Origin of the sequence: Acinetobacter yuyunsongii (assembly GCF_041021915.1) — a bacterium.
In the GTDB taxonomy this organism is placed as follows: domain Bacteria; phylum Pseudomonadota; class Gammaproteobacteria; order Pseudomonadales; family Moraxellaceae; genus Acinetobacter.
Genome location: NZ_CP157435.1, coordinates 2,786,073 through 2,800,387, shown reverse-complemented (window position 1 = coordinate 2,800,387; position 14,315 = coordinate 2,786,073). Strand labels below are relative to the sequence as shown.

The 14,315-nt window shown below is 40.5% G+C and carries 13 protein-coding genes; 9 read left to right on the top strand and 4 right to left on the bottom strand.

All coding sequences use genetic code 11. The annotated features are described in order from the left end of the window. The first annotated feature begins 77 nt into the window (after positions 1–77). Genes glmM through recJ form a run of 3 tightly spaced genes read left to right on the top strand, consistent with a single transcriptional unit; the run spans position 78 to position 3,782 of the window. On the top strand, positions 78–1,415 hold the full coding sequence (glmM, locus tag ABLB98_RS13410; RefSeq protein ID WP_005156841.1) for a phosphoglucosamine mutase: 1,338 nt from the start codon (positions 78–80) through the stop codon (positions 1,413–1,415). A gap of 12 nt (positions 1,416–1,427) precedes the next feature. After that, complete coding sequence (pdxH, locus tag ABLB98_RS13405) at positions 1,428–2,081, top strand: pyridoxamine 5'-phosphate oxidase (protein WP_348882589.1); 654 nt, start codon at positions 1,428–1,430, stop codon at positions 2,079–2,081. Then, positions 2,082–3,782 (top strand): single-stranded-DNA-specific exonuclease RecJ, encoded by a 1,701-nt coding sequence (recJ, locus tag ABLB98_RS13400; RefSeq protein ID WP_348882588.1) that lies wholly within the window; start codon positions 2,082–2,084, stop codon positions 3,780–3,782. Positions 3,783–3,826: 44 nt separating this feature from the next. On the opposite strand, the gene ABLB98_RS13395 is transcribed toward recJ, so the two are convergent. After that, a complete protein-coding gene (locus ABLB98_RS13395; RefSeq protein ID WP_348882587.1) occupies positions 3,827–4,594 on the bottom strand; it encodes a putative porin in 768 nt (255 codons plus the stop codon). A gap of 388 nt (positions 4,595–4,982) precedes the next feature. Between ABLB98_RS13395 and prfB the strand changes: the two genes are divergently transcribed. The 3 genes from prfB to ABLB98_RS13380 all read left to right on the top strand — a co-directional run bounded on the left by prfB (position 4,983) and on the right by ABLB98_RS13380 (position 7,738). Continuing rightward, a protein-coding gene (prfB, locus tag ABLB98_RS13390) for a peptide chain release factor 2 (RefSeq protein ID WP_111313900.1) occupies positions 4,983–6,078 on the top strand; the annotation gives its coding sequence in 2 pieces (ribosomal slippage) (positions 4,983–5,054 and positions 5,056–6,078; 1,095 coding nt in all). A gap of 266 nt (positions 6,079–6,344) precedes the next feature. Beyond that, the gene (locus ABLB98_RS13385; protein WP_034602558.1) at positions 6,345–6,647 is read left to right on the top strand and encodes a helix-turn-helix transcriptional regulator; all 303 of its coding nucleotides are present in this window, start codon (positions 6,345–6,347) and stop codon (positions 6,645–6,647) included. Between the two features lie 26 nt (positions 6,648–6,673). Further along, positions 6,674–7,738 (top strand): alkene reductase, encoded by a 1,065-nt coding sequence (locus tag ABLB98_RS13380; protein WP_249570388.1) that lies wholly within the window; start codon positions 6,674–6,676, stop codon positions 7,736–7,738. A gap of 82 nt (positions 7,739–7,820) precedes the next feature. On the opposite strand, the gene ABLB98_RS13375 is transcribed toward ABLB98_RS13380, so the two are convergent. Then, the gene (locus ABLB98_RS13375; protein ID WP_249570387.1) at positions 7,821–8,213 is read right to left on the bottom strand and encodes a hypothetical protein; all 393 of its coding nucleotides are present in this window, start codon (positions 8,211–8,213) and stop codon (positions 7,821–7,823) included. 154 nt (positions 8,214–8,367) lie between these two features. Here ABLB98_RS13375 and ABLB98_RS13370 point away from each other — a divergent pair, with 154 nt between their 5' ends. Beyond that, the gene (locus ABLB98_RS13370; RefSeq protein ID WP_348882586.1) at positions 8,368–9,684 is read left to right on the top strand and encodes a 3-deoxy-D-manno-octulosonic acid transferase; all 1,317 of its coding nucleotides are present in this window, start codon (positions 8,368–8,370) and stop codon (positions 9,682–9,684) included. Next, entirely contained in the window at positions 9,681–10,394 is a 714-nt protein-coding gene (locus ABLB98_RS13365) for a 16S rRNA (uracil(1498)-N(3))-methyltransferase (protein ID WP_348882585.1), read from the top strand. Before ABLB98_RS13370 ends, ABLB98_RS13365 begins: the two co-directional genes overlap by 4 nt. Here the strand turns inward: ABLB98_RS13365 and ABLB98_RS13360 are convergent. Beyond that, positions 10,383–11,354: a mechanosensitive ion channel family protein gene (locus ABLB98_RS13360; protein ID WP_348882584.1), complete on the bottom strand. Its 972-nt coding sequence runs from the start codon at positions 11,352–11,354 to the stop codon at positions 10,383–10,385. The genes ABLB98_RS13365 and ABLB98_RS13360 overlap by 12 nt on opposite strands. Before the next feature lie 134 nt (positions 11,355–11,488). Further along, positions 11,489–12,058, bottom strand: a complete 570-nt coding sequence (locus ABLB98_RS13355; RefSeq protein ID WP_348882583.1) for a DUF805 domain-containing protein — start codon at positions 12,056–12,058, stop codon at positions 11,489–11,491. Between the two features lie 282 nt (positions 12,059–12,340). Here ABLB98_RS13355 and acs point away from each other — a divergent pair, with 282 nt between their 5' ends. Beyond that, positions 12,341–14,284 (top strand): acetate--CoA ligase, encoded by a 1,944-nt coding sequence (acs, locus tag ABLB98_RS13350; protein WP_087537034.1) that lies wholly within the window; start codon positions 12,341–12,343, stop codon positions 14,282–14,284. Positions 14,285–14,315: the final 31 nt, after the last annotated feature.

The following is a 14,315-nucleotide window of genomic DNA, read 5'->3' as shown; positions in this document are numbered from 1 at the left end:
TTTATTTTGGTGTAAAGTGAAACAGATGAAAAATGATATGACGATACGTCATATAAAGATAAGAAAGCGAGTAAAGAATGAGCTATTTTGGAACTGATGGAATTCGTGGCAAATTTGGACAAATGCCGATTACCCCTGAATTTGCATTAAAATTAGGATTTGCAGCAGGAAAAGTATTAAAAAGAAATAGTCCTAAAAACAAACCAATTGTGGTTATGGGTAAAGATACGCGTTTATCAGGTTATATTCTAGAAGCAGCTCTCCAAGCAGGTTTAAACGCAGCAGGTGTGTATGTGCATTTGTTGGGGCCATTACCAACGCCTGCTATAGCGCATTTAACACGTGCTTTACATGCACATGCAGGTATTGTGATTTCAGCATCACATAACCCTTACTTTGATAATGGGATTAAATTTTTCTCAGGTGAAGGTAAAAAACTCCCAGATGCCTTACAAAATGAGATCAATCAAGAATTAGAAAAAGATTTAGTGATTGATGATACGGCTAACCTAGGTAAAAGTGTTCGTGTAAAAGATGCAAATGGTCGATACATCGAATTCTGTAAATCAACATTTCCATATCACTTCGATCTTAGTAATCTCACAATTGTAGTGGATTGTGCTAACGGCGCAGCATATAGCGTTGGTCCTTCAGTTTTTAGAGAGCTAGGTGCAAAAGTAATCCCGCTTTTTAATGAACCAGATGGTTTAAATATCAATGAAAATTGTGGATCAACCCATCCTGAATTTCTACAAAAGGCTGTGGTTAACCACCAAGCTGATTTAGGTATTGCGTTTGATGGTGATGCAGATCGTGTCGTAATGGTAGATAAAAATGGTCAACTGGTAGATGGTGATCATATTCTGTATATCCTTGCTACTCAGGCCAAAAATAAACCAGCAGGTATTGTTGGAACAGTCATGAGTAATATGGCACTTGAGTTAGCATTACAAAAAGCGGATGTCGGTTTTGTACGCGCAAAAGTCGGTGACCGCTATGTATTACAGGCATTAGAAGAAAATGGTTGGGTGACAGGTGGTGAGCCTTCAGGTCATATCTTAACGTTGGATAAGAGCACAACTGGTGATGCGATTATTGCCGCTCTACAAGTATTAACGGTGATGGTTGAGCAAGAGAAAGCATTACATGAATTAGTTGCAGACTTTGAATTATTTCCACAGGTGTTAATCAATGTTCGTTTACAGCATATGATTGATCCATATGCTGTTCCTGCTCTTGTTGCTGAATTTGAAAAAGCTGAACAACAATTGACTGGGCGTGGACGTATTTTGATTCGTAAATCAGGTACTGAACCTGTGATTCGAGTTATGGTAGAAGGAGATCAACAGCAGGAAGTGGATGCCATTGCAAATCATTTAGCCGATGCAGTCAGAGCTCATGCTCAAGCTGCTTAAAGGAGAGTAATAATGAATGATGTCATTAAAGACCTGAGTGAACTTCGTTTAAGTTATGAACAAGGTGAGTTACACGAATCCCAGATGAGTGTAAATCCCCATGAGCAATTCTTGAATTGGTTCAATCATGCGCTCACTGCTCAATTACATGAACCCTATGCGATGTCTTTGGCCACAGCAAATACACAAGGTCGCCCACACGTCCGAACCGTTTTGTTACGTGGTGCAACAGAAGCTGGTTATGATTTTTACACCAATTATGATAGTCAGAAAGGATTAGACCTTGCGGAAAATCCTTATGCTGAACTTTTATTTTACTGGCCGAGTTTAGAACGTCAGGTACGTATCGGTGGTCAGGTTTCCAAGATTTCAGAACAGGAATCGACGGATTATTACCATAAGCGTCCACGTGATAGTCAGATTGCAGCACATATTAGTACGCCACAAAGTGGTGTCATTGAAAGCCGTGAGTTACTGCAACAGCGTTTTCAAAACTTACAAAACCAAGTACATGAAGCTGAGTTGGATAAACCCGAATTTTGGGGTGGTTATCGCTTAGATGCAGATTATTATGAATTCTGGCAAGGACGACCAAACCGTTTACATGACCGTTTAAGTTATGAAAAACAAAATGGACTTTGGATTATTCAACGCTTGATGCCATAAATGACCATGATTCAAATTCAACAAAGACCATTTTTGACACGCCCTGAACAATTTCAGGGCGTGCCTACGTTTATTGCTGAGATATTGGCTAGACGTGGAGTGCAATCGGAACAAGAGCTTGAGTTAAAACTCAAGCATTTATTGCCACCTGATCTCAAAGGATTAGATCAATCCGTTGAATTAATTGATCAAGCCATTGATCAAAAAAAACAGATCGTGATTGTTGGTGACTATGATGCCGATGGTGCGACCAGTACCGCCCTGATGGTGTTAGTGCTGCAAGAGATGGGTGCGGTGGTTGAATATCTGGTGCCTGACCGTTTTAAGTATGGTTATGGACTTACGCCAAAAATTGCTGAACTGGCGCAGCAGACCTATCAGCCAGATTTACTGATTACGGTGGATAATGGAATCTCCAGTCATGCAGGTGTTGAAACCGCACAGGCGTTGGGGATGCAGGTGATTATTACCGACCACCACTTGACCACCAAACCAACTCCACCCGCAGAGGCGGTGGTGAATCCTAACCAGTTGGGCTGTGACTTTCCAAGCAAAGCATTGGCTGGGGTTGGCGTTGCCTTTTATGTATTAGCAAAGTTAGCCAGTTACCGCTCTCAGCAGAGAAAAAGTACCAGTAAAGTCACTCAGTATTTAGATTTGGTTGCGTTGGGAACTTATGCTGATGTTGCATCGCTTGATTATAATAACCGTATTTTAGTGGATGCTGGCTTAAAACGAATTCAGCAATATCAATGTCGTGCAGGAATTTTAGCATTATTGGATATTGCAAAACGAGACGCCGCAAGTTTACGCGCTCAAGATTTAGGTTTCGTGATCGGCCCTCGAATTAATGCGGCTGGTCGTATGGAGAGCATGCGAATTGGCATTGAGTGTTTATTGGCTCCAGATCTAGAAACAGCTTATCCAATTGCACAGCAGCTCAATCAACTGAATGTAGAACGTCGTCAAGTTGAAGCTGAGATGAAACAGCAAGCGATCAGTGCATTACAGCATGTGCAGCTACAAGCAGATTCTTTACCTGCCGCATTGGTGATGTTTGATGAGCAGTGGCATCAAGGGGTAATAGGGATTGTAGCTGGGCGTCTAAAGGAACAGTTTCACCGACCAAGTTTAGTATTTGCTCCTGATGAAGATGGGATACATATTAAAGGCTCTGCACGTTCGATTGAAGGTATTCATATTCGCGATACTATTGAGCAAGTCGCAGAACAATACCCACATTTAGTTAGCCATTTTGGTGGTCATGCCGCAGCAGCAGGTTTGACCTTAAAAAAAGATAATTTTGATGAATTTAAAACAGTTTTTATTCAATCAATTGCTGAAATGGATGAAAATTTATTCCAAGCGACTCTATGGACAGATGGTGAGTTAACTGATGCTAGTTTACATCTTGAAACGCTAGACTGGATTGATCGGCTAGGTCCTTGGGGACAAAAATTTCCAATTCCTCAATTTGAGGGGAGATTTAAAGTGATGGATTATCGCTGGCTTAAAGATCAGCATTTAAAACTGAAAGTATCTTTAGGACAGCAAATTATCGATGCAATCGCTTTTAATGCGGCAGACCGTTTTGAGTTCAATCCGATGCTGGGTTATGTTGATCTCGTTTATACATTGGAACGTAACGTTTTTAATGGCAATACGAGTCTGCAATTGCAAATATCACATCTCACACAATAAAAAATCCGCTCAGTAGAGCGGATTTCTTTATCTAGCATAATTGCTTAGAAGCGGTATGCACCACGGATACCATAGGTATTATAGTCATCACCAAAACCAACACGACCTTCTAAGCTCACTTGTTGATTCAGGAATTTCTTCGCAGAGATACCCCATTCATCACGATTTGTTAGGTCGTTATTGTAATAATCTGCACCAACACTCAGTGTTTTATCTAGATAGTAGTCACCTTTAACACGGTATTCATCTGAATCACCAAATGCACCATACGCTTCTAAGTTGACATCTTTTCCACCAACTTGAGTGACATATTTAGCACGTACAGTTGGATCAGCGCCGTCTTTACCATTTTTCTCGTCGTAGCCTTTCACACCTAATGCAAGTAATAAGCCTGGAGCAGGTAAGTAACCAACTTCTGCGCCGTATGTTGTTACTTTTTGATCGATGGCATTATTGTCTACTTCACGCTCACTACGACCGACATTACCACTTAAATAGAAATCACTATTTGGTACGAAATATTCAACACCTGCGCCATAGTTTGTATCTTTTACGCCACTATTGTCGGCATAGTTAACATTGGCTTTCACGTTGCTAGCACGGTTTAAGAACGCTGCTTCTGCAAGTGGTGCATTACGTGTTTGGACTGGATTGAAATAATAAGTCCCATCCACACCAAAATTGTTTGTGCTATCAAAATCGTCCCAATCTGTATAGGTATATGAACCACCCACTTCAGCTTGATACGCATGAGCAGTGCCTGTTACTGCAATCGCAGATAAAAGTGCTGATGCTATTGCTAATTTTTTCATGGTTATGCCCCTGTTGAGATAATGAACCAAATGAATATTAATTACACTTTTTGTTACAACTTTTAGTCTAGAGAAAATTATTTAATCGTCAATCTTAAGAAAGTAACTGTATGGTACAAACGTAGATAAAATGTAAATTTTAATTAGTATATAGTTGATTTTAAATAAAAAATATTAGTGTTTTGATTTATTAAAACTTAGGATAGATTGTGTTTATTCGTATTTTTAGTGTAATCAGAGTCAGTTTTAAACATGAAATTATATAAGCAAAATACATTTCCATGTATCGGATGAACTGCTGAATTTAGTTAAAAATACATGGCTGTGTCGTACAAACCAGTTATGTTAAAATATGAGATTGAGTGAAAAATATTGTGAGAAAATACGCGTGGAAATTAATCCGTACTTAGTCCAATTGAAAGATTTATCTGATCGTAGCCAAACACTACGGGGGTATCTTTGACTACGATCTAAAGGCTGAGCGTTTAGAAGAAGTTTTAAGAGAACTAGAAGACCCAACGATTTGGAATGATCAGAGTCGTGCGCAAGCCATTGCGAAAGAAAAGGGCAGTTTAGAAAATACTTTAGGTGTATTTGATCGTCTTGCAGAGCAGCTAGATGATGCCAAAGCCATGCTTGATCTGGCTGTAGAAGCCGATGATGAAACTTTACTAGAAGATGTTCAGGCTGAACTTGATAGTGCTGAACAGGCTTTAGGTAACTTAGAATTCCGCCGCATGTTTAGTAATCCAATGGATCCAAATCCATGTTTCCTTGAAATCCAATCAGGTTCTGGTGGTACGGAAGCACAAGACTGGGCATCGATGTTACTGCGGATGTATCTGCGTTGGATCGAACGTCATGGCTTTAAAGCTGAATTGATGGAAGTGTCTGATGGTGACGTGGCAGGCATTAAATCCGCAACCATCCGTGTCGATGGCGAGTTTGCTTATGGCTGGTTACGTACCGAAAGTGGCGTACACCGTTTAGTACGTAAGTCACCATTTGACAGTAATAACAACCGTCATACCTCATTCTCTGCGGTATTTATCTCACCTGAGATTGATGACAATATCGAAATTGATATTAATCCATCGGATGTCCGTACCGATACTTATCGTGCTTCGGGTGCGGGTGGTCAGCACATTAACAAAACTGACTCTGCGGTGCGTTTGACCCACGCCCCAACAGGCATTGTGGTGGCATGTCAGAACCAACGTTCACAGCATGCGAACCGTGACCATGCATGGAAACAGTTACGTGCCAAACTCTATGAGTTAGAGATGAGCAAACGTAATGAAGCAGCTCAAGCATTGGAAGACTCGAAGTCAGATATTGGTTGGGGCAGTCAGATTCGTTCTTATGTCCTAGATGATTCACGTATTAAAGATTTGCGTACAGGGATTGAAAATTCAAACACCAAAGCCGTGCTTGATGGTGATTTGGATAAGTTCATTGAAGCAAGTTTAAAGCAAGGTCTATAAATCTCTTGCCCTCTCCCTAGCCTTCTCCTGTCAGGAGAGGGAATACTCGAATTTAAAGTGTGAGAAAAAGTCTCCTATTCCTGAGCGGATGGAGACTTTATTCAATGAAAACAAATATATAAAAGTGGCTTCGTTCAGCATTGTTTAGTTAATCGAAAAAATAGGATATTAATATCGAAAAAAACAGATATTAATATTTAAAAAATACGATATACTGGGTTTAGGTGCTGAACAAAGTTTTGCCGCTTGATCAACATGGTGAGTCTATGGATATTGATATTATTAGCAAAGCCTTAGCCAATCCATTACGCCGACAGATTTTGCAGTGGCTGAAACAGCCTGAGCAATTTTTACCGGTGCAGGAATGTGGTGGCAGTTTTGAACGAGGCGTATGTGCGGGTCATATTGAACGTCTAGGCAAAGTTGCACAATCAACCATGTCAAATCATTTGTCTGTGTTACAGCAGGCAGGTTTGATTCAAGTTGAGAAATATGGGCAGTGGTCCTATTTCACCAGAAATGAAGCTTTGATTCAGCAATATATCGAACATTTAAAACAAACACTTTAACTGAATAAGTGTAAATTGAGGCGATCATGGCTGAACTAAATTCTGCGTTACAAGTGGGTGATTTTACGATTAAAAACCGTTTGGTTTTATCACCTTTGACGAGAGCTCGTAGTGGTGTTGAGCGTATTCCAAACGATTTAATGGTGGAATACTATCAACAACGTGCCAATGCGGGCTTAATTATTACTGAAGCGACGGTGATTAGTCCGAAAGCTGCTGGCTACGCCAATACGCCAGGCTTATGGTCACAAGAACAAGCTCAGGCGTGGAACAAAATTGTTGAAGCAGTGCATGCGCAAGGTTCAAAGATTGTGGTTCAGCTATGGCATGTCGGTCGTATTTCACATCCTGACTTATTAGATGGTGATATTCCAGTTGCACCAAGTGCGATTCAACCTGCGGGTGAAGTGAGTTTACTGCGTCCAAAACGTCCTTTCGTTACACCTCGTGCTTTATCGCATGAAGAAATCCAAGAAATCGTCGCACAATATAAACATGCGGCTGAGTTAGCGAAAGCAGCAGGTTTTGATGGTGTTGAGTTGCATGCAGCCAATGGTTACCTGATCGATCAGTTCCTGCAAAGTAGCACCAATATTCGTGATGATGAGTATGGTGGTTCAATTGAAAACCGCGCGCGCTTGTTGTTGCAAATTGTGGATGCCTTTATTGAGGTATGGGGTGCAGGTCGGGTGGGTGTGCATTTGGCACCGCGTGGTGATTCACATGACATGGGTGATGATAATCCACTCGCGACTTTTGGTTATGTGGTTGAACAACTGGATCAGCGCAATGTGGCCTTTATCTTTACCCGTGAATATGAAGCGGAAGATAGTTTACAGCCGCAACTCCGCCCTAAATTCAAAGGGGTGTGGATTGCTAACGAGAAATTAACACCAGCTTCAGCAAAACAGATTTTAGAAACTAAGCAAGCAGATGCTGTGGCTTTTGGATTAGCTTATATTGCCAATCCAGATTTATTAGAACGTTTGGAACATGATTTGCCTTTAAATCAGGTTCAATTTGATACTTTATATGGTGCAGGTGCAGAAGGTTATACCGATTATCCTACCTTTGAACAGTTGGAAGCCTAAGCAACCTGTGCTGGATAAAAATAATCTGAACTGAACTCAGATGAAAGATCAAGCGGATCATTAGCCGCTTGATTTTTTACTTTTAAGACTTACTTTGCTGTACTGCCTGTTCACTTCGATTCTTATAAAAATCCAGAATCACATTGGAAAAATCATGCACCATCAGTTGTGCAACACGATTGGCATAGAAATTCACTTCGGTGCTAATTCGATAATCAATTTTTAGTGTGAGCTTAGTTTGCTGATCATTGATTGGTGTCAATTCAAACGAGGTATATCGAAGATCAAAATATTTCCCTCCAATGCTGACATGATCATCTAGCGCGCCTAAGTGACTGGCTAGAAGCGCCCATAAGCAGCACAGTAACGCTAGAATTAAAAAAGGGAGAATAATTTTAAATGGATGACGGGGTAGATATTCTTGTGTCGTTTCATCAGAAGGTTGCTTTATTTGTTTGAACCAATCAGGTTGCATTGTTTTTCTCAAAATGGATTATTCTTTGTTCTAAGATATCATTTTTCTTTATAAAGAAATATTTAATCAAAGTGCAACATACAATAATCAATTGTCAATGCATATGAAACTTCCGCATAATGAGCTGAAATCAAATTCTAAATTATGGTCTAGGATGGCGCAGCAAAACGCAGTACAGCAAACACCATTTTGGTATAACTTTTTACTGATATGTCTCAAGCCTTTATACCGTTGGAAAATTAAACAACGGGCTGAAAGTGATGCACTATTTCAGCAAGAGTGTCTAGAGCGTTTTGGACCATTTCAACCCCCTAAAAATTTAAATACGATTTGGTTTCATGTGGTATCGGTTGGAGAAACGAATGCTGCTCAACCTTTGATTGAGCACTATCTAAAACTTGGACATTCAGTTTTAGTGACCAATACCACCAAGACAGGACAAGCCAGAGCCAAGAGTTTATTTTCCGAAAAATATCCGACACTTTTTCAGGCGGTCTATTTGCCTGTTGATCAAAAACCATTACTGAAACAATTTTTTGAGTTGTATCAACCGAAACTTCTTGCTCTAGTGGAAACTGAAATTTGGCCAAACTTAATTGCCCAAGCGAAACAGCAACAAATCCCATGTATCTTATTGAATGCTCGTCTTTCAGCAAAATCAGCAAAAGGTTATGGCAAAGTTCGTCGTTTAACACAGCCGATGTTGCAGCAACTCACATGGTTGTTAGCTCAGGACATCGCGACACAACAGCGTTATATGGATTTGGGGCTAGATCAAGCCAAGAGTCAGGTGGTGGGTAATATCAAGTTTGATATTACAGCACCACAACACTATATCCAGCAGGCGGAACAGTTGAGACAGCAATGGCAATTGCTAGATCGTCAGGTGATTACCTTAGCTAGCACCCATTCACCTGAAGAAGAAAATTTATTAAGACAATTACAACCACATTTAAATTCAAATCCAAATTTGCTCTGTATTGTGGTACCACGTCATCCTGAGCGTTTTGATGAGGTGTATAAAATTTGTCAAAGTTTAAATTTAAATACGCAACGCCGTAGTCTTAAACAGCCAATTCAAACTGATACACAGGTTTTTCTAGCCGATAGTATGGGTGAAATGTGGTTATGGTATGCACTCAGCCAAGCTTGTTTTGTGGGTGGTTCATTGAATGAGCCAGGTGGCGGACATAATATTTTAGAACCGATGGTTTTAGATGTACCGACTGTGATAGGCCCACGCTATTTTAATTTCCAAAGTATCGTGGATGAGTTTGTAGCGGAACACGGAATTTTGATTGGAACAGATGCTGTACAAGTGGTACAGCAACTTTTGAGTTGTTTAGATGACCGAATACAGACTCAGCAATTGATTGAACAGGCCGAATTGGTTCTGCAACGAAATAAAGGCTCACTCCAAAAGCATATTCAATTGATTGATCATTATTTAGAATTTAAAGCTTTGTCATGAATATTGTTTTACTTGAACCTAATCAAATCACGACAACAGATAATATCTGGCAGATTGAAAATCAACGTCAACTACAACATTTACAACAGCATATTCAGTTGAATTGTGGTGATACTTTAAAAGTCGGTGTGCGTAATGGTCAACGCTATCTTACGGAAGTAATATCTGTTTCTGAGCAACAGATTCGCATAAGATCAATTCAGGTTGAAGCAATCCCAGCAAAGTTACCTGTGCATTTGATTCTTGCTTTGCCACGTCCTAAAGTGTTACGCCGTATCATCATGGATGCGGTGACTTTAGGTGTGGAACGGATCAGTTTGATTCATAGTTATCGAGTGGATAAAAGCTATTGGCAAAGCCCATTTTTACAGCAACTCGATGATTATATGACTTTAGGTTTAGAGCAAGCAGGCGACACGATTGCACCTGAAATTCAATTGTATAAACGCTTTAAACCTTTTGTTGAAGATGTTTTGCCTACATTTATTTCGGATCAGAAACCCGCTTATGTCGCACACCCTTATGCAGAACAGCAGATGCCTTATGCGATTCAACATTCATGTCACTTAATTGTTGGCCCAGAAGGTGGATTTATTCCGTATGAGGTCGATCTGCTCATAAAAAACGGCTGCCAAGCGATGAGCTTAGGCAACCGAATTTTACGAACTGAAACGGCAGTATCACATATTTTAGGGCGATTATTTATCTAAGTTCTCTGTATTATCAGATTGATCACCACGATACACTTTGACTTCTTGTACTGGGTAAGGAATCGAAATTCCTTTTTCATCGAAGGCTGTTACAACCAGTTCTTGAATTTCACTAATTGATGCAGATGTGGTGGTTTCTGTGGTATTTACCCACCAACGGACGGTTAAATTAATCGAGAAATCTGCAAGTGCGGTGACATTGACCGAGAAACTGGGTTGGCTCAGTACATTGAGATTACGGTCTAAAATATCCATAATGATTTTTTTTGCTTTCTGCATATCATCTTCATACCCAATACCAACGACAAACTCACAACGGCGGCGCTGGTAGGCATTGTTCACTGTCACGGCACTGGTATACACCGTGGCATTTGGAATCACGATACGGCGACCATCAGGTGAGCGTAAAAAGGTTGCGCGAATTTGGATATCTTCAACATTGCCTTCAAAACCATTCACAACAATATCATCGCCGATGCGGAAAGGTTCACTGAGTAAAATTAAGATACCTGATAGCAAGTTTTGGAAAATATCTTTGAAAGCGAAACCGATTGCAACAGAACCGATTCCCAATGCTCCGATTAACTGGCTTGGGGTGAAACCTGGAATAGCGATGACCAATCCAATTAAAAAACCAAAGAATAGAATAAAAGTGCTTCCGACACGGTTGAGCACTAATACCAAGTTTTGTCGGGTGTAGCTACGGTTTTCCAAAGTTTTGTGAATAAAGAATTTAAATAACTTAGTCAGTAGCCAAAAAATGACAAATACTGTGATCGCAATACAGATATAGGGTACACGCTCCCAAAAGCTATCCATAATTTTATCGATTGTTGTATAGGCATCATGATATTTTTCAGTATGTGCCAATACCGTTTGCGTGGTTTTTGCACCTGCTTGATGGATCAATTCACCAGTATCTTTAGCGACCTCAGTTAATGTCGTTTGCTCATTTGCCACGGGAAAATCTCTATTTCGCAACGTAAGGAATTTATTAGGGGAGCTATCATAATGAATTTATGCTGATCATGCATGATAAATTCCGTAACGGTTTTATTTACTGAGTAGTTCAAATTTGGCTGTTCGATAAAGTATTAAAAATACTCAGTTGTATTTTGTAAGATCTGGGTTGGTGTACCCCAAAAGTCAGGGCTAGCAAAATAATAGCTAAAGATAAACATGCCAAATATCATCATTAAACTGAATATAATCATGATCCATGCAAATAGTTTTTCCCATGTGGTGGATGGGCGGACATCGCCATAATCATTGCGATGAGGTGTGCCTGCTGCAAATAAGACATAAAGTGTAAAAAAGAATTGAATGATTGGCACCAGTAATAATAGACATAGCCACCCTGTTTTATTCAGATCGTGTAAACGTCGGATCAAAAAAACGATCTGAAAATAAAAGCCAGCAAACCATAGTGCAATCAGCGCAATTCCTCCGATTCCTGAAAATGCAGATAAGATTGGTTCATGAATCTCAACATTATTTACACTTAGACTCGCCGAAATTGTGGCAATAAGAATGAAAAGAACCGTCCAACTGATACTCAGTAAACCATACCAACCTAGATAGCTTAAGCGATTAAAACGTCCTTTAGCAGATAAAGGATGATCGTATTGAGGCTGAATTGGGGCAGATAGTGTTTGATCGAACATGATGAATTCCTATTTTTTGATTATTAAATCTTTTAAGGTCTTAGCAATGATCAAAATAATCACTTATTTTAAAAGTAAAAAGCATAGACATGCAGTTCAAATTTAAATTATTTTGAGTAAATTTTTGAAAAAAATTTGGTTGCTAAAGCATAACATTCTTACGACCAAAGCCGCATTGTTTGCTCTTGTAAATGATGACCATACTGCAAGAGAAAACAAAATATACCCGAAAAATAGATGTGTATATCTAAGGTATGAAATAAAAAACAAAGGAAGTGAGCTATGAAAGAAATCTACCCAGTGCCTGATAAATTCAAAGAAATGGCAAGAATCTCGGAAGCAGACTATTTCAAACGTTATCAGGATTCAATTGAGCAACCCGAAGTATTTTGGGCACAGGAAGCAAAAAATATTGATTGGATCAAACCATTCACACAGGTTAAAAATACAAGTTTTAACGCAGATAATTTCAAAATTGAGTGGTTCGCCGATGGTGAACTGAATGTTTCAGCCAACTGTTTAGATCGTCATCTTAAAGATAATCCTTTAAAGCCTGCGATTATCTGGGAAGGTGATCATCCTTCACGTCATAAAATCATTTCATTTTCTGAACTACACGATGAAGTCTGTCGTTTTGCCAATGTGCTAAAAAAACAAGGCATTCGCAAGGGTGATCGTGTGGTGCTATATATGCCAATGGTGCCGGAGGCAGCGATTGCCATGTTGGCCTGTGCACGAATTGGTGCTGTGCATTGTGTGGTGTTTGGTGGGTTCTCACCAGACTCATTGGCTAGCCGTATCGAAGATAGTCAAGCAAAATTAGTGATTACTGCGGATGCGGGCATGCGCGGCGGTAAGCTCATTCCACTGAAAGAAAATGTAGATGCAGCCTTAGAAATTGATGGCACTAGTAGTGTCGAAAATGTGATTGTGGTGCATCGTACAGGGAATCCGATTCAGTTCAATGCTGAGCGTGACGTTTGGTATCACCTTGCGATTATGGAAGTAAATGAACACTGTCCACCAGAACCGATGAAAGCAGAAGATCCGCTCTTCATTCTGTACACCTCGGGCTCAACAGGAAAACCGAAAGGCGTGTTACATACCACAGGTGGTTATCTGGTTTATGTCAACACTACTTTTAGAGAAGTCTTTGATCTCAAAGAAGATGATGTGTATTGGTGTACTGCAGATGTAGGCTGGATTACGGGACATAGTTATTTACTTTATGGTCCGTTGAGTAATGCCACTACTACGGTCATGTTCGAGGGAATTCCACAATATCCAACTTGGGCACGTATTGGTCATGTGATTGATAAACATAACATCACGATTTTATATACTGCACCAACTGCAATTCGCGCCATGATGCGTGAAGGCGATGCCTACGTGCGTGAAAGTGATCGGAGTAGTTTACGTTTGCTGGGTTCAGTCGGTGAACCAATTAACCCTGAAGCATGGAATTGGTATCACGAGGTCGTAGGTGAAGGCCGTTGTCCAATTGTCGACACATGGTGGCAAACAGAAACAGGTGGCATTTTAATTTCACCATTGCCGGGTGCAACTGCACTCAAACCGGGTTCAGCAACACGTCCATTCTTTGGAGTACAACCTGCGTTAGTCGATGGCGAAGGAAATGAATTGGACGGAGCAACAGAAGGTAATTTGGTCATTAAAGACTCATGGCCGGGCCAAATGAGAACCATTTGGGGCGATCCAGAGCGCTTTATTGAAGCTTATTTCTCAACTTTTAAAGGCTATTATTTTACTGGTGATGGTGCACGCCGTGATGCCGATGGCTATTACTGGATCACTGGGCGTGTTGATGATGTACTGAACATTTCAGGTCATCGTTTAGGGACAGCCGAGATTGAAAGTGCATTGGTTGCACATGAAGCAGTGGCTGAAGCGGCAGTTGTTGGTATGCCACATGACATTAAAGGTCAAGGGATTTGTACTTTTGTCACCTTGCAAGCCGATGTGGCGGAATCTGAGGAGCTACGCAAGGAGTTGGTGAGCTGGGTGCGTAAAGTGCTTGGGCCAGTGGCTACCCCTGATGCACTGCATTGGGCGCCTGCTTTGCCGAAAACTCGTTCAGGTAAAATCATGCGTCGTATCCTAAGAAAGATTGCTGCCAATGAGTTGGATAGCTTAGGCGATACCTCAACATTGGCCGAGCCGGCTGTGGTTGAACATCTGATTGCCACGGTTTATCCAAACCGATAAACCTATTCAAATTTAAAAAGAGCGTTCGATG